Consider the following 20,619-nt stretch of genomic DNA (forward strand, 5'->3'; position numbering starts at 1 on the left):
ATTGCTAAGTGAGCAGCAAATAAATTTAACATTATTTATTGTAATTGTTAAATGTTCAGCACAGACAAAATGAGGATTTTCAATAAAATTTTAATATATTTAACTACAATTAGTCCTTAGCTTATCACAACATTTTTATGTCCAGAGCTACACAATCCTTTAAGACAGGCATGTCTTTTATAGGGGGTGGAAATGTTCCTGCTTACACACTTGAATTTCTTACCGCCTCACCTAAACACGAGGTGTCAAGCTTTGAAACTATAGTAGTGCCATATATTGAGATTGGGAGGTCTAGAACTTGTGCTGTCAGGTTTTCAGAAGAGGTAAGTACAGTCAGCAGAAAACATGCTGCACTTGAGAGAAAAGGTAATGATGTATACATCAAAAACTTATCAGCTACTAATCCTACCCTTGTCAATGGTTCTCCGGTAGCTGAAGAATGGAAGTTAAATAATGGTGATGAGTTTCAGCTTTCCTTTGAAGGTCCACGCCTGAGATTCAACATCGCGCAAAGTGGATCTACCTCTATGGGGGTAACCAAACGGATTGGCTTGGTTGTCAACCAGGCGGTAAGACCATACCGGGTAGCAGTGATTACAATGATAAGCCTATTGATTATAAGCGGACTGGTAGCAGGTTTTTTTATCTATCAACTGAACCGGGAAACAGAAGTACTCGCCGGACAAACAGATACTTTGCGTAAGAGTAACAAAGCCATTACTGATTCACTCGCCCACGCTATCAAGAAGAATGAGGCGCTGAAACAAGAGATGCTGGCCAACAAACAAAACATGGAAGCTCAGCTTCAGTCTACTGTCGCGAACTTTGCTGCCAAGCAGAAGCAACTGGTACAGCAGATCAATAATACTAAAAAAGAAAGCCCCGAAGAGATAGTTGCCATGGCTATTGCCCAGGTCAAGGAAAGTGTGTTTTATATGGGCATAAAAAATGTACGTGCTGAGATGGACGGAGAAGTCCTTGTAGATGAACCTCTACCCGAAAACTGTCACTGCACAGGTTTTTTATTAGATGACGGTAAGTTTGTCACGGCCAGGCATTGTGTGGAGTTGTATTTTTATGAAAAAAATGAGCTCAATTTACTGGCCAGTTTAGGAGGAACAGTTACCTACGATTTTTATGCTGTATCTTCTGACGAATCCATAAGATTTGACTTCACCAACCATGACTTTATGATTGATCATTCTACCGACTACTATGTGGATGAAGAGTATAATGGACAGGAAGTAGTTTTGGTTCAGGCAAATAGTTATGACGGTACCGACTGGGCATATTTCCAGACAGATCAGAAGGGAACTATCACAGCAGCCCCCCAGCTTTCGGCTTCACTCAAAAGCGGTACTGAATTACATTGCCTTGGCTATACGTATGGCAATACTTTTCAGCAGTTAGGTAACGATAATGGTCTGGAGGTGCTATATAGCAAAGCTAGTGTAGCCAAAGATGACCTTGATAACAATACCATCATTGTTTCCGGCTATGGCTTTGATAATGGTAACTCCGGGGGACCACTCTTTGTCATCAGAGATGGTGTACCGAAAGCTATTGCCATTGTATCAGCAGGTTATACCAACCCATCTACCGGAAGGGATGATGCATTAGGCTCAGTAGTCCCTATCAAAAACATTAGCAAATGATCTTATGAGAAAAGCAGTTGAATTCATTTTGGTATTCTATACGCTATGTTTTTTTAAAGTAGAAGTGCATGCCCAGATAGATTCCACCTCCATCCGTATCCCTCAGTTGGTAGCCTTACAAAACAATCAGAATTTAGTCAACAAAGCCATAGATGGTGCCATCTATCTCGTTCGACAGGAATATATGCTGGAGTCTTCCTCCGGTGAACGCTTGGGAAGAGGGATTTTAGATTATTTTGGTAAGACGTACAGGATTGGCGTGCTGGTGAACAGAGACCTTTGGCTACCCAGCAGCATAAGAGAACCTTGGCGGACAGATCCTAATTTCAAGGAATATGAAGCGGATTTTGAACCCTTTTGCTCATTAACCAAGGTTAAAGCAATCAATTCTGACAATGATTATAGGGTATTTGAGATCAAGAAACTGAACTTGGAATCACCATTGACCAGCTTCAAACCAGGTGTTGCCGGATTAAATGCCAGCGATTCGCTTCCTCAAAATGGCAAGTTGCTGGTTTATTATGTTGAAGAAGATAACAGTCCGGATGAGTCTGTAATTAAGTCAACCAATATCAACCTTAATCAGATCTCCTGGGATAATGAAGGTATGGCAGAGGTTAAGGATATTCAGTTCAAAGACCGAATGATACTGGGAGGAGCTTTATTTGTAGAAAAAGTGAGTCTGGGCAAAATAGATATTGAATTAGTTGCCGTATATACTGATGTAGAGGAGAACTGGGTGCTTCAGGCGGTTCACCCTATCATAACAAATCACATTCCAAGTAATTAAGCATTAAATTTTACCATTGTGAGTCACAAAAAAGGTAGTTTAAAATATTTTGGGGCCACTGATGTGGGACAGGTCAGAGACCATAATGAAGACAGTTTTGTCATCATTGATCTCTCTCAGGAGGAGAATAATGCCCGGGGAACAGTATTTATGGTGGCGGATGGTATGGGTGGCGCCAATGCCGGGGAAGTAGCCTCCGCCATAGCGTGCAATGTAGTTGAGGATAGATTTCTCAAACTGCAAACGATACCTGACACACAAAGAAACATAGAGAAATACCTCAAAAACCTTCTGCTGGAAGCACATCAGCAAATTTTACAGCATGCCAGCCAACACCCTGAATGTACAGGCATGGGCACTACCGCTGTGATCGCCTGGGTCATTGATGACCAACTGCATGTGACATGGTGCGGGGATAGCCGTTGTTATGTCTACCAAAAAAAACAACAGTATACGCTGAAACCCCTTACTGATGACCATTCCCTGGTATGGCAAATGGTACTCAGCGGAGAGCTCTCTGCTGAAGAAGCCAGAATTCATGAGCAGAGTAACATTATTCTTCAGGTATTGGGAAGTACAGACTCTAAGCCCAAACCATCATACCTGAACAAGAGATTGGTGGAAGGTGAAAAAATACTGCTCTGCAGTGATGGGCTTAATGGCATGTTGAGTGACGCGGCAATACAACAAATCCTGGAGGGCAATGATAAGATCAAGGATACTACCGGAGTTTTGATTGATGAAGCCAATCGGGCGGGAGGCTCTGATAACATTACTGTAATCTACGTAGAAGTAGAGGCCACATTAAATACGGCAACGAGACAAAAGCGAGGCGTGTTAAGTACTCTCAAAAGTAAATGGCCTTTTGTATTGGCACTGTCTTTACTATTGCTCGTTCTGGTTTACTCGCTTATAGCCTGGAAGGGAAGTAAGGCTAGTCCTGAACCCAAAACAGAAGATAGAATTCAGCCCACAATTTCAGAATCACACTCTGCTCAGTCCTCGCTCACTAAAGAATCAGATGAGATGGAGGGTGATGCAAAAGCTACCAATGCAGAAGCCGATAAGCCTGGGGTTACCACTGGAGAAGAGCATTTAAGCGCGACTAAGTACAACTTCCTTGGTGCCCTTGATGAATTAAATATTCAACTGGAAGAACAAATCAATAATACCAAAAAATTAATAGAGGGGTGTCAGACTTGTAATGATAACCCTCAACTAGAGAATGTGAATGAATCTCTTTCGGCGACACATGATCTGATAAAAAGTCAGATAAAATTAACCAATCAAAATTTGCCTATCTCCAGTCAATCTAAAGAAAAACTTTCTTCAATAAGTCAGTCAGTAAATGTATCTTATGATGCTGATAAAAAATTTAATACGAATAGCATAGTATCCGAACAAGAATATATGGTCAATACCATTACTAAAGTAGTAAAAAAAATTAATAAACAACTGGAGACTTTGACTATTCAAGTGCAGGAGCAAAATTAAGTGATATGAGAAACCCATTCAAAAAGAAAAGCTCTAAGACAAAAAAGGAAGTGCCTAAACCTCCAATTGATCCGATCAAAGAACCCTGGAATAGACTGCCTAATGAAAGGCCGTTAAAGCAGACTAATAAAACAATTGTTGGAAAAAAGCCGGAAAAACCTTTTCTGGATCAAAAAGCGCAAGATGATACTTTTGACAGTGGATATCAATGCCCAGAATGTTCTTATCCATTAAGGAATCAGGTATCTGTAGCCACCCCTTGCCCTAATTGTGGTTTTGTGGGAGTAAAAACTGAGCAGGAAACCACTGCAAAGCGCACCATGACTTTCAGTAGTCTTAACTTTGGCAAGATATCCAACAAGAGAAAATTTTCGCTGATCAATGAGGCGGCACCCGATATGTCTGTAAGTGCAGAGCTCGGTGAAGTTGAGGAGATTTCACTTGGTCGTGATGAGTTAGACCCTGACAACCCCAGTATATCTGGCAACGGGCACATTCAACTTAGAGAAAGCCAGGGAAAGTGGTTTATTAAAGACATCAGTTCTAATGGAGCCACCTTCGTTCAGGCCTTGAATTATCATCCTTTATATGAGGGCAGCAGACTGATATTAGGCAACCGTATTTTTCTTTTTTCATCCAATGTTACCAAGAACAAACCTGTGCAGGTAGAACCAAATAAGACAATGCAATTTGGTCAGTTTAACATATCAGAAAGTCAGCAGGGCACTTTTACTTTAGTGGATGAGTTAAACGGTACGGCGAAGCAGTTTACCGGACCTGAAGTGACACTTAACCGCTTTAACCTTGACCCTGATGACCAAAGCATTTCCAGCAAACAACATGCGAGTGTTGAAAAAAAGCAAGATATGTGGATGATAATTGACCGTAGCTCTAACAAAGCTACATTTGTTCAGTGCAAGAACGAAGTGCATATCCCGCATCAGACTAAGTTAATTTTAGGAAATAAAGTATTCAAATTTGAGATTGAATGATCTCTATTTCTCAATTCATGTCTGCTCCTGAGAGAATAAACCTTCAACCTCCTCAATCCATTCGGATGAATGGTGCTGATATTATCATCAAAGAGGAAATAGGAAAAGGAGGATTTGGTAGTGTATACCTGGCGGAGCGTGATGGCGTTTATATTGCTGTCAAACTTTACCGTATGTGGGAAGTCCTTCCTGCCGAGCGAGAGGATATCCTCCAAAGATTCTTGCAGGAATACCAGATCAGCAAAGGAATTGATTCGCCCTATGTATTAAAAATCTTCAATTATCATGAGCTTGCCGGTAACCCCCTACTAGTCATGGAGTTTTGTGGGGGGGGCAGCCTGAGAGATATCATTGGCGAAAATCTGGATGACCGCAAAATTTCAAAGGTTGTATATGACATTTGTAATGGTCTTTTATGCATGCATCAGCATAACATTGTACACCGTGATGTTAAGCCGGAAAATATACTCCTGAAAGGAGGTAATTATTGCCTGAGTGATTTTGGCGTATCCGCAAGTTTACACAACAGACTTACCCAGACGGATATACGAGGAAGAGTCAAACAGATCTTTGCAACTGCTGCCTACTCACCACCTGAGCAAGCCGATGGTGCCATGGCATACAAAAAAACGGGGCCGACAAATGATATATTTGCTTTGGGAGCCGTACTATATGAGTTACTGACACAGGGGCACCTGCCGTTCGGATCTTTTGAGCAATACCAAAACGACCCATTGCAATACGAAAAGAGAAAAATCAGCGAGGAATGGGATTATAAAAGGTTAATCGACTCAGATGTTAAAGCTTTTTGGAAAAATATCATCGTCAAGTGCCTGAAACCACTGGCAGAAGATAGATTTCAAGGTGCTGATGAAATCCTGGATTTACTTAAGAGCAGTGATTTCTCAAGTAAGCCTGTTCCCTCCAAAGCAAGACAAATAGCTCATAAAAAGTTAACCAACTTAGCTCCCAGAAAAAGCCAGCAACAAAATTTTTACATCAGTAAGATCGCCGAAAACAAGAGTAAATTCAAGCTTACAATCGGGCGACTCGACGACGAAAACTTCGCGGCCAATGACATATTAATTGATGAAGGAAAAAGCGCGTTTATCTCTCGTTATCATGCTACTTTAGAAAAATTTTTTGATAAGGAAGGTAATGAGAAGTGGTACATTAGAGACGGTCAGTGGATCAAAGTTGAAGGTCAGATGAAATGGAGGCCCTCAACCAATGGTACTTTTGTCAACGATATTCAAATCGGTCAGGAAGGATACTTGCTTACCGATAGTGATATCATAAAGATAGGTAATACTAAATTAGCATTTGAATAAGTCAAGGCTGGCTGAATTTTCTCAACTACTTCATTGTCATCATCTGTAGAGAGGACTGTTTATTCTTCATTCACAATATATACTGCAAACTTTTTTATCATTCCTGAGGCTCCGCTTCCCATCATGCTGAGTCCTGCGCTAATGCTTTCCAATAGCCTGGTTCTTACCTCTTTGGTGATATCATGAACTCTAAATATTTTTGGAGCTACTCCATCTTTGACCATTTGCTTAAACTGTCTGGAAGTAAGCTTTGGATTATCTGCTTCCGCTAATATTCTTGGTAATCTTTTCCGGGCTCCTCGGGAGAGTTTTTCTGATTGCTTGAAAGTCTGCATGAGAGGCCGGCCAGTAGCTTTACTTAGATTCCTCCCAAATTGAACAGTCCCTTTTATTGAAGATGCTCCTCCAACAATTGAAATGGTATCTAATGCCATGGTCCCGTATTGATAATACTCACTGTCATCGAGCATCTGATTATGGCTTGGGTCAATAAACTCATTCACAATTCTACCTGCAGAAAGCCCGCATTGTGCAGCGGTAGCCGCCGCCCCGGCCCAGGCCAGCGTGGTGATTGCCAATGAACCTCCTCCCGTGACAGGCGTTGCTGCAATACCACCTGCCGCTGCAACTCCGGTTAAAACAGCAGCACCACAGCTTGTAGTTAAGCCAAAGACCTCCCACCCCCAGCTAAAGTTACTCTCAGCAGCAACCTCTTTCACTGTTTTCTTTTCCAGGCTCTCTTTGACTTCACTAATCACTATCCAGGAACCCAAGCCTTCGGGCATTAAACTCGGTCTGATTACATAAGAATTTCCCCTGCCTACATAAGCAATTCCACAATACCTGAACTCAGGTAGCTGGTTGATCCTTTTGATAATATTTTCTTCTTCCTGCTTACTTAGATAGCCATATCCCATGGAGTAAAAATATGAGTTCTGATAACATTATCCTCCAATTAGCACAGTAGGTGCACCGAGTACGATAACCCCACCATGCGAAGTAGAATCGCCCATACGCGCGGCAGGCTTTCCTCCAATCATGACAGTGGCTGAGCCCAGTATGATACTGTCGGGTGGACCTACACATGTACACATATCACCCATTACAGCAGCGGGCATTCCGGCAATCAATACAGTAGGCACTCCTGGTCCGACAACAGGGCCTCCCACATGTGGAACCGGCGGTAAGCCGGGAGTTACCATTGGGCAAGTATGCATATCTCCTATTCTGGCAGCAGGCTTACTCATAATTCCCTCCCTCCTCTGAATATTTTAACAGTAGAACCCATTTTTTTAGGTGCGGCCTGCTCCGGTTGTGGTTCAGGTTCTTCTCTGGGCCTTTCATAAGCCGGAGCACTACTATAGGGTAGTTTTGAGAGTATTTCATTGAATGTGCTTATTTCCTGGTGAAGCTTGGCTATCACCTGATAGATTTGCCTATGCGAGTATTTGAGATTCAATATGTTATTGATCATATTTTCAAAGGTACCGGCAGCAAAGCTTCTGTTAAAGGTATTATACACATTAAGCCTGTCATCTTCCGGCATACAGTTCAGTTCTGTAGAGACTAACCTGATGTGTCTTAAAAAGAACTTGAATAAATATATAGGAGATTTGTTAGGGATTTCCAGTTGAAACTCATCCTGGAAGATAGCCATGGTCATCAGCATACTTTCAGACAAAGCCAGGACATTCTGATTAACTGTCCTATCATCCAGCGCACGGTTTTTTTTGATAAATTGAGTAAGATGCTGCCTGGTATCATTGAGCAAAGTCTCAAACTCACGGTAAAATTCTACCAAGGTCGGGTGACTGCTCATACTGGTACAGGGCGGAATGTAATCTTCCACCTGCACTTCCCCCCCTACCACTCTGAATTTTCCTATCGTAAGGTGGTAAGTGCTAAACTCTTCAGAATTAACCTCTTTGGAAGGAATGATGTCAACCGAATATTTAGGAATGGAAAACGGATGTCTAAGCGGGTGCTCTTCCGGATCAGGATCACCTATAGGAGTCCTATGGTATGGGTCAACGGTTACCACAATGGCATACTGCTGGTTAGAGGCATTGTTCAGATCAAACTTAACTTCAAACTGATTGCGTTCCAAACTATACAGCTTACTAATATAGGGAGTAATCTCTATTCTGATACCACCCCTGGTGATTGCCCTGCAGGACAGGAGCGTAACTTTTATAAACTGTGTCTGCTCAATATCTATCTGAAAATTTACTGAAGTATCAACATCATCAGAGGCCGGTAGCAATCCATACTCGTTGTCAGTCAACCTTAAAGCAGCTATATCTTTGAAGTGGTCAATGATCCAGTCTTCGGTTTGATGAAAGTGATCTTTATTCACTTTCATTCCATCTATCCAGTTGACCGATGCTTTTCTTAGGTTAGGATGCATATATCAATAATCTATTAAATAACTGTCGTATAATTTAGTAATCCTTTTCCATAATTGTCCCCTAATCTAAATGATTCTTGCTCAGGATTTACCAGAATCTTTATTTCCCAGTCAAGCTCAGCAGGAATGAAGTAAGCAAGTAGAAACTCAATATATTTCTGCTCTTTTCCATCAGGTAAAAACCCAGGGAGAGCCTGCTCTTGAAGAGGGCCAATTCTTATGGTAAGAGCATCCAGTTCACCTACATAAACGTCATCGAGTAAAAAATTATCACCCAGCTCAAATGCACCCAGACTGTTGTCTTCCAAATGAAAACTTTCATATTTACCCAATGTGCTTTCTAAAGATACCGGAACTTGCAAAAGAATACTCAGGCACTGCGCTGTCAGTTCTATATTTCCAACTATATTATGTACATTAGGTAACATGTAAGCAAGACATAACGATTGGTAATAATCTAACGGAAAAGGTATTTGCCAGAAATCTGCAATCAGTTCATCCACTATCGCTTCAGAAAGGCCTACAAGAGATTTTTGTTCTTCTATTTCAATGGCAATCCTTTGTTGATAAAACATCTGCTCCAGAGGCAGGAAAAACTTTCTTGCGCTTTTTTCTTCTTCCCGATGTATTTTAAGCTCTTTCACCGATTCTTCGGTATCAATATGCTTGGTCTTCCTGAGATTTGTATGAAACAATCCCTCCGGTAGCATATCATAGAGTCCCTCACGATTGATATTAAAGTGTGCGGCTGAATGCCCCATTTTTTTATCTTCAATCACTTCCACTTTGGCCAAGTCAGGCTGGTAATTTCTGGAAAATGTCCCTTGAGGTTTAATATACAATTTCTCAGGGTCTACCCTACCCTCTTCTATCAAAGCAGCAATCACTACCTCTACATACAGGTCAAGCTTTAGCTTAAGTGGCAGTTCTTTGAGTGTTGCGCTGGTATCTTTAGGAATGGCATTCATCTCAGGAGAATTCTTGTAATACAATTTTTACCGTAATTGGTAAGAAGATGGAAGAACGCCGCTGCAAATTCATTGACAGCTCCTCACAGATTTTATTCCACTCCTCTACTGATAATTCCTCTTTTTCATGGGGAGTAATTTCAACATTTAACACCCTGCGCAGCCCTTGCCGATGTGAGGGCGCGTTGATATATCCTTTATTGATATCTATGTGGGCTATCGTCTCTCCCAATTCAGCATAACAGGCAGCTTTTATGTCTTCCCGAGTGACGATCCTGTCCCTGGAAAGTAAGTTGCTACGGAAAGTATACAATTTTTCCTGTTCAGAGGGTTTGTCTTTTCCTCCGAATGATGTGGTCATAGAAAACACACTCTTGGCTTTGATGTCTATGGAACGTGTTTTGAATGCGCTTCCGGCTGGAACCTTGTTAGCAAGCGCCCCGGTAGTATTCCAAAAAGAAACGTAAATATCTTTCGCCTTATCCGGCTTAAGCATAAGGTACTGATCGGTGTCACCTTCCTGTGTTTTGTTGGCAAGGTTATTTTCAATCCTGTTCAAAATTTGCTCTAACTCTACAATTTCCTTGGAGCCAATAGAACCGCTGGCTGCCTTAAATGCTGCGGCCTCATCCCGCATGAGCTCCAGTACATAATTCAACATTTCACGGGCATTGCGACTGTCAAACTTGCCTACCCTATCTCTGCGTATCGCAAAAATTCCCGGTTTCATCTGCTTGGCATCAAAGAACGGAAGCCCCTGAAAAGGCTGATTATCGTTTGAGGCTACCTTGTGTATGGCTAGAAAATAATCATCAGATTTCAGGGGGATGATATTAAGACTTTCATCAAGGCGATAAGGCCGGCGGTTGTCAATCAATTGCCGGTTGCAGGCCGGAAAGCAGTTAATGGCCATGGTCATATCTTCGACAGCATCCTGAGGAATCAGTTGCGATAATGATAACTTTATCCAGAGAAGCGGTTCTTTAAAATTTTTTAATACCTCTTCTTCAAAAAGCGCTTCAAAAGCTTCAGGGTAATTCCTCAACTGTGCCTTGGTCATGATGTCACTACTACTGATGGTAAGAAAATGCTGCTCGTACAACTGATTTACTTTATCCTCAATTTTGGGTAAGATGTCCCACTCCTCCTGCAATTCATTTCTAAGCTTGCTTATTCTGTCTTCTACAGTCAGGCCGTAGCCCGAGCGGGTACTCATATTGTTTTCTCCTACTGAACATTGAGTGACGGGTAGCAGGTTAAGGAATTTCTGTTTTTCGGGATGGTTGCGCCAGTCAAAGAAAAAGCTAATTTGTGGAATGTTTCCCAGATTAGCATTCACCTTGACCCCCACCCATATGCTTTGATTGGGGAAGCTTTCTCCTTTTTTTGTGCTGCTCAGCGTTTCCCTCGTATTGACATCTATCTGCTGCAGAAGCCGCTTTCCCACACCTATATAACGTATGCTGACATCAAAAATATTGGCCGGAAGTGTAGGAGAAAAAAAAACCGCTTTCTTACTGATTTCAGTGGGTTTTGCCGGGTTGATCACTTCTTTGTCAATTGAAAACTGATCTTCTGGGCGAAGTGTATAAAGTGGCTCTACTGCACTGGCGTGCATGATGGTATGGGCCGGCAGAGGAGTAACCAGGCTTTCCGGTAAGAGCAGATGCGCCAGTTTTTCTAATACCCGGCTCTGGGAAGAAACGATCTGGTTGGCGGTGCGCTCAAACTCCACCGCGCAGGCTCCCAGCAGCAGGTCTACCAAGGGATCAAAGCCATCCATATCAGCCTGCTGATAGCCCCAAAGGTCAGCTACATACTTTACTAAACGGCGTTTGATGTTGGATTTGCTAATATTCATATGCAGAGAGCGTTTCCTTAAAATTAATGAATTGAAAGTGGACTAAAATATATAAACTCCTGATGTTGGAATAGCTCGCGTGTTTTCTGAATTGTGCCGGATACAGTAATATGGATTCTTTTTTTCAGGCGGTTTTGTGGATTACTTCCAACAGCATAATCTTTGGGATCTTCTACTTTCACTTTGGTTTGGATAGCATCCATCCGCTTCTCATAGCAAGCAATGGCCTCTTTGATCTGTGTCTCAAGTGCGTTTTCCCACTTGCTGATGCTCTTGATATTCTCAAAATCCTGGTTCCATACGTAGCAGCCAAAATCGTAATCATAGCGGTACTCAGTGAGGTGTGTTTTGAGGATGATGTGAATGTAATCCGCGATCCCTTCCTTCAACTCAGCTAAGCGATGTCTTTTTTTCTGAGTCAGTTGCTCAGTTTGTAATGGAAATGTATAGTAGGGGCGCATAGGTTTTAGTCTTTATGAGTGTAGAGGTAACTTGGCTTTCCCGGATAAACAGTTTTTAGCTTTCCGTCTTCATAAGTAACTACAGTTACTGTTGAGGTGGGACTATTCAACTGTGAATCGTAGCCAACTACATACCCCATATCAAAAGTGGTGACCAAAAGCCTATTGTTGGCTACTATAGCCGGATACACCGCGGATCTTAATACCGCTTCCTCTAGTATCTCAAAGCTATTAAATTTACTTTTTTCCAGGCTATCTGCTTTATTATCTAGCTGATGACCTGATCTTCTCTTTTCGTAACCGGGCAGTCTGGCATTGGTCTTAGCCAATATTTTGTCTACATATCTAGTTTTAGGTTTAGAGTTTGGGTTATCATCGTCAGCATCATCAGGGTGAGGGTCAGGATGCCATGTCGCATAATCATGATTCATCCGAGCATGAAATTTGTCTTCATACTCAAAAATTACAGGTGGCTTGTTTTCAGGAAGAACTATTTTCATATCAGTTCAATTTATTTTCACCAGGGCACCTTTCAAACTGGCCATAGGGCCACCATCCAGATCCAGTTGGACTCCTCCTTTAAGTGAAGACATTATCCCCCCCTCAAGGTTTAGGTCAGTACCACCTTTCACACTTGCCGCGGTTCCTGCCTCAACTTTGGTATCAGTACCAGACTTGACATTTAGCTCAGTTCCCGCTTCCATTTTTGTATCCGTACCGGATTTGATCTCCAGCCCCTGACCTACATCCAGGCTGGCATTAGCTCCTGCTTTGATGTCAATATCCTCATCTGCATTCATGGTGATGGAATTAGCCTGTATATCCAGTGCTCCCAAAGTCATGATCGTGATCTTTCCATCTCCTTCCATACTTAGCCGAATCTCGTTGGTCGCACTATCAATATCATCATTGGTAATGATAATTTCTTCTTTATCGTTCTCATCTACAAAGTGAATCTGATTCCCAGAGCGTGTCCTGATCACCTTTCGGTTGGTATCCGAATTATGCCACTCTTTGGGATGATTGCTGCTATTGTTATGGAAGACACTTCCCATCACATAAGGTAATTCGGGATTGTCATTGATAAACCCTACAATCACTTCATCCTCTATCTCTGGCGTGAAGAAGAAGCCGTGCAGATCAGATGACTGCCCGGCATAAGGCTGCATCATACGTACCCAGGGGGTCATTGACCCGCTATCTTGCCATTTAAACTGCACTTTCACCCTACCCATGCCTTCAGGATCATCATTTTCTATGACTGTCGCCTGTTGAGCTTCACAGAAAGGAATGCGTACTCTCGGGTTATCGGGAGGACTGGAAGCCGCATCAGGAATGGCCTGTATGGTATTGCTATAACTGAAGCTTTCATCTATGCTATGATTGATCGCCGTGATGATGAACTTTTCAAGGTCTACCTCATTGGCTTTTTCACCGGTAATATTGATGACCGAACCTACTCTGAGTTGTGTATGATCGGTTGTTCCGCTAAGCACCACCATATCACGGGAGCGGGTGGCCATCTCATGGCGGACATAATCATCCAGAGCGTCAGCAGATTGAAACTCATGATACGGTATGCGTAGGGATTTACCAGAGAAGGCGTCCGGCTCAATTTTATTCAGTATTTCGTTGCCAAAAGTATCAAGATCTGAAATATCACCGGGCCTCGCTCTGCTTTCGTAAACCTCATGCTTGAGGTAATCATAAGCTTTGGCTTTAAAATTTACCGGCACTACCCGCATAGAGAGCTTCATATCCTGCAGATCTTTTTCCAGCAGTAAATCAATCGCAGAACTTGAGGGTTGCGCGCCAAAAATAAACTCATCACCATCATAATAGAGCCACTCACCGTAGGTATCTGCCAGTCTTTGCAGAAACTGCATATTTGTCTCCCGATACTGCACAGCATACTCTATGTTTTCAGTGTATCTGGGATCAACTTTAGCGCTCATATTGGCTGGCACATCCTCTAACAACTGGTTGACAATATCCGCCAAAGTCATTTCATGAAAAGAGCGGGTTGTGGCTACGCCACTGAGGTAAACGGTAGGGCTATGGGCAGTAACAAATATCATCCTTTCTCCTCTTTGAGAGCGGGTCATTCGGATGTCAGTCACTATTCCTTTAAAGCTAAAATCTCTTTTGAGTTTATTAAATACTCCTGAAGTAATTTCAGCGGTAAGCGGCTGATTCAGATAATCCTTAGCCTGATTAAGTATTTGTGAGTTATTGTCCTTAAATGCGTTAAGAGGAATGACGACCTGAATAACATTATGGTCAAATAAACTCTGACTGATGTCCAGATCTGCTATTGGAGAAATGGGCTTGCCCGCAATGGTGACATTTACCTTTACTTGATGTGCCAAAATAATGTGATGGTTTTATCTACAATCAGTAAAATAGATCTATCATCTTTACTGCCTAACACTGATAAGTCATTTTGAATAGTACATCATGCGCACATGCTATACAGCTAAATAAAACTGGTTTGATTTTTTATAAATGCTTGAAATAGACTAATAAGCTCAATAGAAAATCAAAACAAGTTCCTGATCATTACCTTATCCTGTTAGCTACTGTTTAAATTGAATAACTGCACCACTTTAGTACTGAGTATTTCAAGCGGTGCAGCCTATTTTGTTTATTTAGCAAAATCAGGCCATTCGTTCTCATGTACCGCAGGGCCATCATCACCTTCAATTGTGATTTCCCGTGCAGAAAGACCAAAATTTTCAGTGGCTTCCGAGTTTTCACTGTAGGTTTGAGAGTAGTCTACAATGTAGACATCTTTCAGACTAATGGTCTTTACAGGCTTTTTATCGTCAGTTTCATCCATAATCTCAATCTTGGCCTCCTTGGTTTGGGTATTGGCCAGGGTCATCCAGGTGGGCAGGAAAACACTCTTGGACGCTTCAATACTGAGGCTTACATATCCTCCGGTTATGTTGCCAGAAGGCTTACCTGAAAAATCGGTACCCCGTGAGAAATTGTAACTAAAAGCCAAAACTCTCCTGTCAGTAATTTTGTCTAATGTTAATCTTACTTTTTGAGCCATGATAATTAATAGTTAAAGTTGAAGTTGTGTATTTTTTAAGTTGATATTTCCAAATGCTGTACAGCCATCAGTTTCAGATAAGTATGTATTATATACCCGCTACCTGCCAAGCCACTTGTTTTCGGAAATAGAGTTAGCTAGATCTTATTCTTCAGCAAATTCAGCAGCCCACTCATCCGCAGTATCTCCTTTAGTACCTCCCAGTTTCAAAAGGAAATTTTTGGCAGGAAAAAAGGGCGTGATGTGTAGGTCAATATTAATTCGCTTGGTTTCGGGGTCCTGCTCCAACTTCATCAGTTTATAGTCCTGAATAATCTTGGTGCTTCCCATGATACTTTTTAGATATCCGGAAATCTCACTACTCAGCTCTTTTTGAACTTTAGGAGTCCAGTTCACAAAAGCCTGTCGGTTAAGGAAGTCAATAAGCACCTTGCCTATATAATCAAATACACGAACTACTGAGTATGTCTGCAAGCCTATGTCGTTTCCGGTATAGAGGGTTTTGGCAGAAAAAGCCATAATCTTATCCCACTCTTTTACCATAGGTACCAGGCCGCGTTTTTCCAGTTCAGTGATTTCACTTTTCTTCAATGGAAACCTCACTCCGTTTACCTCATTGATACCACCATGCATTTTTCCGGCAGTAGGCTGTGCAATGAGTGTGCTGTAAATTTTTCCTGCTAAAGCGGCAGAGGGAGGAACATGTAACTCTTCCTCTTCGCCCAACTCGTCATACTTTTCACGGCCTACCAGCCAGTTACAAGCCATGATCACATTGGAGCGATGAATCTCTCCGCCGGTAAGGTTGGCTACATCAAACTCTTCCATTACCGCGTCAGGATCATCCAGGTGTGCGAAGTCAGTAACCAACATTACCTTATTCTGGTAGGCAATTTTAGCCCATTTTTCTACTACCATATTTGACCCCAGATAGCCGGGAATTACCAGTAAAGAATAATTTTCCCTGAGATCCAGTCTGTCATGGCGGGCTTTAAGCTCTTCTGCTATTTTATCAATGACTAAAGTATTATCAAGGTCTTTCAGGCGGTCAAGGTCTGCGTTAAATATGGTAATGTTCCTTACCTTGTCCTGCTCAGAATTTTTAAAGAACAAGGCCATAGAGCGATAATTTTGCTCTAACTCGCGGGTAGCCTCCATGGCTTTGGCAAGGTTCTGATTCAGTAATTTTTCCGCTGATTGACTTCTTTCTTCGGCTTTACCCACCAATTCAGTAATATCATCAGATTCACTGAGCAGGGTATGCCAGAGCTGAAGTTGCTTTTTGAGTTCTTCCCGGTCTTTCTTCCGGCCCGCTTCGTTGAGGAAAATGTTTTTACGTGCTTTACCTTCAGGGCTCATTACTTTAGAGCCATCTACTGAGGCTTCAATGAGTTCAAACTCTCCGTATTCTACCAACTCTTCCAGGCTTTCTTCCAGCACCTGGTTAGGGTTATCAATTTTTGCTCCTTCCTTGGTCTTGGCAGGTGCCGCCGCTGCGGTCGCAGGCGATTTTTGAGCTTTCTGATCAGCCATAGTTTTTTTGTTTATTGGTCAGCGTTTTCGATTTCCTGTATCATTGCTTGCAGAGCTCGCAAATAAGCTTTTTTCGCATCCGGGTTAGTCATGGCAGACTTAAGGATTTTGTTAGACCTGAGTTGCTTTGCAAATTTTTGATAATTTTCTTTTTGTGCATCCAGCTCTTTCAGGAAATCACTCTGTCCGGAAATTCCTTTTTTGTTGAAGTCACCCAGGTTACTGAAGTTTAGCTCTTCCTTTACCGGTGCTCCCTGCTCATTTTCAAACTCAACTTTTACATTGGGCTTGAAATGATCAAACACATCGTCAACGGATTTAAGGCCCGTAATAGGCTCTGGCTTGGTAGGTTTACTGGTAAGCTTTTGCACCAGCAGGGTCCTGTTGGAAGAAATCTGTGAGATTGCTTCAAAAGATTCCTTAGGCACTAACTGACCTCCGATTTCTACTTGGTTCATGAGTTATTGGTTTATTAATTATATTAAATTCGCTCTTACCAATCCTTCGCATAAGGAAAAGGGCGTTCCTCCAGAGGAATATAATTCATATCCTCCGCTTTGCGGCTGTAGGCCAGCCCACGATGGGTAGGCACAAAAGGTTTAGCGCCTTTAGACTGATTACATCCACCATCACCTCTCTGTAATGACGTACACAAAATCACCGCATTGATCGCAATGGCACTTGGTCTCCCGCTTCCTCTGAGCATATGATCCGGAGCCAAATGATCCACATTGAAGTAGCGCTTGTCAGTATGACAAAACAAACAGTTCTCACAGAAATATATTGAGCCAATCAGATGCCTGTAACTTTCTGTGATTTCTATCCCATCTTCACCTTTCCTAATCCTGAGCGCATTATAATAATAGGCTTGATCTTTTTGGGTTGATAAGAATTCTTGTCGCATGGTGGCTTATCTTATATCAATATTTAAATCTTAGGGATTAAGGATAAATAGCACTTCAAACAAGCATGCCTGTTGCCCTTATTAGTATGTATCCAAAGCTGATAATAAGTAGCCTCAAATGGGTTAATATTCCCATTTCAACTCTTTTTTATCATCCAGGCTCAGTTTGATGACTGAGCCTTTTTTTACTTTCTCGGCGATGATCATCCGAGAAATGGGCCTTCTTAATTGGTTTCTGATTACTCCAGTAAGTGGTCTTGCACCATACTCCGGTGTGTATCCGGATAGCGCTAACTGCTGCTTGGCTTCATCTGATATTTCCAGGGTAATACCCTGGGCTTCTAACTGCTTTAATAGCTTTTTGAGGTGGATCTCAAATATCTTGACGACATTCTTTTCTAATATAGGTGAAAATGGAATGATTTCCGTCACCCTTGCCAGAAATTCAGGACGGAAGCTACCGCTCATGATATCCATCATCTCATTAGAAGTAGGAAGGTTTCCTTTCTCTACTTCATCAATAATATGGCGGCTACCGATATTAGAAGTGAAAAGTACTACTGCGTTGGAGAAATCCCCTTCTTTACCCAAGCGATCGTGAAGTTTTCCTTCATCCATGATCTGCAAAAAGATATCAAATACCGAAGCATGCGCTTTTTCAATTTCGTCAAAGAGCACTACTGAATAAGGCTTTTCTCTGATTTTATTAACTAAAATTCCTCCTTCTTCATAGCCAACATATCCTGCTGGCGCACCCAACAGCACTGCTGCCGAATGTGCTTCTTTAAACTCTGACATATCAAAGCGAATGAGCATATTTTCGTCATTAAACAGGAAGTCTGCCAATGACTTGGCAAGTTCGGTTTTCCCCGTTCCGGTCGGTCCAAGAAAAAAGAAGGAACCTATGGGTTGCCCTGCTCTGGTAAGCCCTGAACGGGATTCTAATATAGCGTCAGAAATCACTTTAATCGCATGATCCTGCCCTACTACCCTCTTCTTCAAATGCTCTTCCATATTGAGCAATTTCTCTCGCTCCTGTGTCTGGATTTTACCAATAGGAATACCTGTTTTGTAAGCTACTACAGCAGCAATATCTTCTTTCTCTACAGCGCCTCTTTTCTTTTCTGTAAGTGTAAGCAGAAAGTCTATGGTTTTGTCCAGGTAATCCGCAAACTCATCAGCAGATGCCTTTTCGTGGGTCTTTTCTTCTTCTACAATTTGACCTAATAGAATAGGGCTGATTTTATCGTTGAGCTGCCGGTGAAACCATCTTAGATCAGGTAGTGACAACAGCTTCTCTTCATCTTCTCTGAAGCTTTTTAGTTCTTCCTTAAGGGTTTTCAATTCATTTTCGGAGGTTTCATCTGCCATTCGTATCGCTGCCATGGTGCGGTCTAACAAATCTATGGCAGAATCAGGAAGCCTTCGGTCTTTTACGTATCTTTTCGCCAATACAACCGCTTCGGATGGCGTACTTTCTGACACAGAAATCGTGTGATGCCCTTCATACAAAGGTATCAGGGTTTTGATCATACGCGTTGCAGCCTCTTCATCGGGTTCTTCTACTCTGAGCACTTCAAAGCGACGGTTAAATGCCTCTTCTTTCTCTATGAACTTTCGGTATTCATCATTGGTGGTAGCCCCAATGACCGTAATCTCACCCCGGGCCAGTTCGGGCTTAAGCAGATTCGCAGCTCCGGCGCCTACCGGGCCACTACTATCCAGCAGCAGATGAATTTCATCTATGAAAAGGATAGCTTTGTCAAAGGTTTTCACTTCCTTGATAATATTCTTAAGGCGATCTTCCACTTCTCCCTTGTAGGAAGCGCCGGCTACCAACGAACCCAGGTCAAGTTCAAAGACAAGTGCCGCCCCCAAATGCATGGGCACTTTTTCCTGAATGATACTCAGGGCAAAACCATCAACCAGCGCAGTTTTACCCACACCGGGCTCGCCTATTATGAGCACATTCGGCTTGGTTCGTCGTCCAAGGATCTCTATCATCATACGTGTCTCACGGTCGCGCCCTATGATGGGATCAATTTTATCTTCTTTAGCCAGGGAGGTTTTATCTACGCAATACTTATAGAGTGCCTGGGATTTTGCAGATTTTTTTCCACTGGTACCATTGGATGCGCTACCTACTGCCTGCTGAATAGCGTCTTCCTGTATGACTGTTGCCAGAAGATCATCCTGCTTAAGGGGAAAAGTTTTGAGCTGGTCTTTTGAAAATGCTACATTAGGCTTGCATAGGGCGGAAAGGAGAGTGAAGGGGGTAATCTCTTCTTCGTTTAATTTTAAGCGTATCAGGTCGGCCTCTTCAATACTAGCTGTTACTTTAGTATCTCCCAGTGGCTCTTCGGGTATCTGCGTATTTTTGGACAGGTTTTCAATACGAACCTCTGCCCATTCCTGTAAGTAGGGGATGTCCTGACCAATAGAATTCAAAAGGTCACGCAGCCCCACATCTTTATGTAATAATGCAAGCAGCAGGTGACCGGGAGTAAATTGCGCATTTTGATACTCCTTAGCAAGCGATTGGGCAATTTGAATAGCATGCTTGGTTTGGTCAGATAAGTTTAAGGTTGTTGTCATGGGGAAGTGATATTTTACGTAAGGCTAAGCAATCAAATAAAGCCAAAAACCCTGGCATAGGTCATAATATCTTTAAAGGTCTTGATTTTAAGTTTTTCCTTCAGGTTTTTCCTGTGGGTCTGGGCTGTATATTTGGAAATAAAGAGTTCTTCGCCAATTTTTTCACTGCTATAACCCATTGCTAACAAAAAAAACACTTCTTTTTCTCTTTCACTCAGCGAGTCAAATTTCTTCTTATTGCACTTAAGAAACTGATTATCCCGGGTAAGCATCTTCAATATTTTAATGCTTTTGGGGAGCTCTTCCAGTGGCTGCTCTATTTTTATAACTGCTTTCCTGTACTGCGTGTTCTTCTCTACCGTTACCTTCCATGCCTTTTCTTCAGTAGTTATCATGAGGTGTAAGATTTAAAACAATTTAATAAGCTTTGGGTAGAGAGAATGCTGTTACTTATTAACTTGAATTGTATACAATAACTAATATTACAAATAAATTATGAACATGCAAAGAAAAAAAATTGTGTTTCTGTTGTTTTTAGCATACTGCTCTTTTTGACAAAAAGTCAATACC

19 protein-coding genes are annotated in these 20,619 nt (G+C 42.0%); 5 read left to right on the forward strand and 14 right to left on the reverse strand.

The features are described 5' to 3' along the window. The first annotated feature begins 137 nt into the window (after window positions 1-137). From OKW21_RS19495 to OKW21_RS19515, 5 genes are read left to right on the forward strand one after another with little or no spacing between them, the layout of a single operon-like run. Window positions 138-1,655, forward strand: coding sequence for an FHA domain-containing protein (locus OKW21_RS19495; protein WP_277482344.1), 1,518 nt, complete (start codon window positions 138-140; stop codon window positions 1,653-1,655). A gap of 4 nt (window positions 1,656-1,659) precedes the next feature. Next, on the forward strand, window positions 1,660-2,445 hold the full coding sequence (locus OKW21_RS19500) for a hypothetical protein (protein WP_277482345.1): 786 nt from the start codon (window positions 1,660-1,662) through the stop codon (window positions 2,443-2,445). 18 nt (window positions 2,446-2,463) lie between these two features. After that, on the forward strand, window positions 2,464-3,939 hold the full coding sequence (locus OKW21_RS19505; protein WP_277482346.1) for a Stp1/IreP family PP2C-type Ser/Thr phosphatase: 1,476 nt from the start codon (window positions 2,464-2,466) through the stop codon (window positions 3,937-3,939). 5 nt (window positions 3,940-3,944) lie between these two features. Then, entirely contained in the window at window positions 3,945-4,931 is a 987-nt protein-coding gene (locus tag OKW21_RS19510) for an FHA domain-containing protein (RefSeq protein WP_277482348.1), read from the forward strand. After that, window positions 4,928-6,262: an FHA domain-containing serine/threonine-protein kinase gene (locus OKW21_RS19515; RefSeq protein WP_277482350.1), complete on the forward strand. Its 1,335-nt coding sequence runs from the start codon at window positions 4,928-4,930 to the stop codon at window positions 6,260-6,262. The genes OKW21_RS19510 and OKW21_RS19515 overlap by 4 nt, the downstream gene beginning before the upstream one ends. A gap of 59 nt (window positions 6,263-6,321) precedes the next feature. Here OKW21_RS19515 and OKW21_RS19520 read toward each other — a convergent pair whose 3' ends face one another. The 14 genes from OKW21_RS19520 to OKW21_RS19585 all read right to left on the reverse strand — a co-directional run bounded on the left by OKW21_RS19520 (window position 6,322) and on the right by OKW21_RS19585 (window position 20,444). Continuing rightward, window positions 6,322-7,179: a hypothetical protein gene (locus tag OKW21_RS19520; RefSeq protein ID WP_277482353.1), complete on the reverse strand. Its 858-nt coding sequence runs from the start codon at window positions 7,177-7,179 to the stop codon at window positions 6,322-6,324. Window positions 7,180-7,206: 27 nt separating this feature from the next. Further along, entirely contained in the window at window positions 7,207-7,509 is a 303-nt protein-coding gene (locus OKW21_RS19525) for a PAAR domain-containing protein (protein ID WP_277482355.1), read from the reverse strand. Then, window positions 7,506-8,669: a hypothetical protein gene (locus OKW21_RS19530; RefSeq protein WP_277482357.1), complete on the reverse strand. Its 1,164-nt coding sequence runs from the start codon at window positions 8,667-8,669 to the stop codon at window positions 7,506-7,508. The genes OKW21_RS19525 and OKW21_RS19530 overlap by 4 nt, the downstream gene beginning before the upstream one ends. 14 nt (window positions 8,670-8,683) lie before the next feature. Next, window positions 8,684-9,661 carry a type VI secretion system baseplate subunit TssG gene (locus OKW21_RS19535; RefSeq protein ID WP_277482359.1) on the reverse strand — a complete coding sequence of 326 codons (978 nt, stop codon included), beginning with the start codon at window positions 9,659-9,661 and terminating at the stop codon, window positions 8,684-8,686. Then, the gene (locus tag OKW21_RS19540; RefSeq protein WP_277482361.1) at window positions 9,639-11,498 is read right to left on the reverse strand and encodes a hypothetical protein; all 1,860 of its coding nucleotides are present in this window, start codon (window positions 11,496-11,498) and stop codon (window positions 9,639-9,641) included. Before OKW21_RS19540 ends, OKW21_RS19535 begins: the two co-directional genes overlap by 23 nt. Window positions 11,499-11,521: 23 nt before the next feature. After that, entirely contained in the window at window positions 11,522-11,959 is a 438-nt protein-coding gene (locus OKW21_RS19545) for a GPW/gp25 family protein (protein WP_277482363.1), read from the reverse strand. Between the two features lie 5 nt (window positions 11,960-11,964). Further along, a complete protein-coding gene (locus tag OKW21_RS19550; protein WP_277482365.1) occupies window positions 11,965-12,459 on the reverse strand; it encodes a hypothetical protein in 495 nt (164 codons plus the stop codon). 6 nt (window positions 12,460-12,465) lie between these two features. Further along, window positions 12,466-14,328 (reverse strand): type VI secretion system Vgr family protein, encoded by a 1,863-nt coding sequence (locus OKW21_RS19555; RefSeq protein WP_277482367.1) that lies wholly within the window; start codon window positions 14,326-14,328, stop codon window positions 12,466-12,468. A 275-nt stretch (window positions 14,329-14,603) separates the two neighbouring features. Beyond that, a complete protein-coding gene (gene tssD / locus OKW21_RS19560) occupies window positions 14,604-15,017 on the reverse strand; it encodes a type VI secretion system tube protein TssD (protein WP_277482369.1) in 414 nt (137 codons plus the stop codon). A 144-nt stretch (window positions 15,018-15,161) separates the two neighbouring features. Further along, window positions 15,162-16,550: a type VI secretion system contractile sheath protein TssC gene (locus OKW21_RS19565; protein ID WP_277482372.1), complete on the reverse strand. Its 1,389-nt coding sequence runs from the start codon at window positions 16,548-16,550 to the stop codon at window positions 15,162-15,164. An 11-nt stretch (window positions 16,551-16,561) separates the two neighbouring features. After that, window positions 16,562-17,008, reverse strand: coding sequence for a hypothetical protein (locus tag OKW21_RS19570; RefSeq protein WP_277482374.1), 447 nt, complete (start codon window positions 17,006-17,008; stop codon window positions 16,562-16,564). 35 nt (window positions 17,009-17,043) lie between these two features. After that, complete coding sequence (locus tag OKW21_RS19575) at window positions 17,044-17,454, reverse strand: hypothetical protein (RefSeq protein ID WP_277482376.1); 411 nt, start codon at window positions 17,452-17,454, stop codon at window positions 17,044-17,046. A gap of 123 nt (window positions 17,455-17,577) precedes the next feature. Then, window positions 17,578-20,049, reverse strand: a complete 2,472-nt coding sequence (locus tag OKW21_RS19580; RefSeq protein WP_277482383.1) for an ATP-dependent Clp protease ATP-binding subunit — start codon at window positions 20,047-20,049, stop codon at window positions 17,578-17,580. A gap of 32 nt (window positions 20,050-20,081) precedes the next feature. Further along, on the reverse strand, window positions 20,082-20,444 hold the full coding sequence (locus OKW21_RS19585) for a helix-turn-helix transcriptional regulator (protein WP_277482386.1): 363 nt from the start codon (window positions 20,442-20,444) through the stop codon (window positions 20,082-20,084). Between the last annotated feature and the right edge of the window lie 175 nt (window positions 20,445-20,619).

Source organism: Catalinimonas alkaloidigena (assembly GCF_029504655.1).
Lineage (GTDB): Bacteria > Bacteroidota > Bacteroidia > Cytophagales > Cyclobacteriaceae > Catalinimonas > Catalinimonas alkaloidigena.

Coding starts and splice junctions, on each gene's coding strand:
- OKW21_RS19515 (WP_277482350.1), top strand. CDS start 4,928: ATGATCTCTATTTCTCAATTCATGTCTGCTCCTGAGAGAATAAACCTT.
- OKW21_RS19565 (WP_277482372.1), bottom strand. CDS start 16,550: ATGGCTGATCAGAAAGCTCAAAAATCGCCTGCGACCGCAGCGGCGGCA.
- OKW21_RS19510 (WP_277482348.1), top strand. CDS start 3,945: ATGAGAAACCCATTCAAAAAGAAAAGCTCTAAGACAAAAAAGGAAGTG.
- OKW21_RS19585 (WP_277482386.1), bottom strand. CDS start 20,444: ATGATAACTACTGAAGAAAAGGCATGGAAGGTAACGGTAGAGAAGAAC.
- tssD (WP_277482369.1), bottom strand. CDS start 15,017: ATGGCTCAAAAAGTAAGATTAACATTAGACAAAATTACTGACAGGAGA.
- OKW21_RS19530 (WP_277482357.1), bottom strand. CDS start 8,669: ATGCATCCTAACCTAAGAAAAGCATCGGTCAACTGGATAGATGGAATG.
- OKW21_RS19500 (WP_277482345.1), top strand. CDS start 1,660: ATGAGAAAAGCAGTTGAATTCATTTTGGTATTCTATACGCTATGTTTT.
- OKW21_RS19520 (WP_277482353.1), bottom strand. CDS start 7,179: ATGGGATATGGCTATCTAAGTAAGCAGGAAGAAGAAAATATTATCAAA.
- OKW21_RS19525 (WP_277482355.1), bottom strand. CDS start 7,509: ATGAGTAAGCCTGCTGCCAGAATAGGAGATATGCATACTTGCCCAATG.
- OKW21_RS19570 (WP_277482374.1), bottom strand. CDS start 17,008: ATGAACCAAGTAGAAATCGGAGGTCAGTTAGTGCCTAAGGAATCTTTT.
- OKW21_RS19550 (WP_277482365.1), bottom strand. CDS start 12,459: ATGAAAATAGTTCTTCCTGAAAACAAGCCACCTGTAATTTTTGAGTAT.
- OKW21_RS19580 (WP_277482383.1), bottom strand. CDS start 20,049: ATGACAACAACCTTAAACTTATCTGACCAAACCAAGCATGCTATTCAA.
- OKW21_RS19575 (WP_277482376.1), bottom strand. CDS start 17,454: ATGCGACAAGAATTCTTATCAACCCAAAAAGATCAAGCCTATTATTAT.
- OKW21_RS19540 (WP_277482361.1), bottom strand. CDS start 11,498: ATGAATATTAGCAAATCCAACATCAAACGCCGTTTAGTAAAGTATGTA.
- OKW21_RS19495 (WP_277482344.1), top strand. CDS start 138: ATGTCCAGAGCTACACAATCCTTTAAGACAGGCATGTCTTTTATAGGG.
- OKW21_RS19545 (WP_277482363.1), bottom strand. CDS start 11,959: ATGCGCCCCTACTATACATTTCCATTACAAACTGAGCAACTGACTCAG.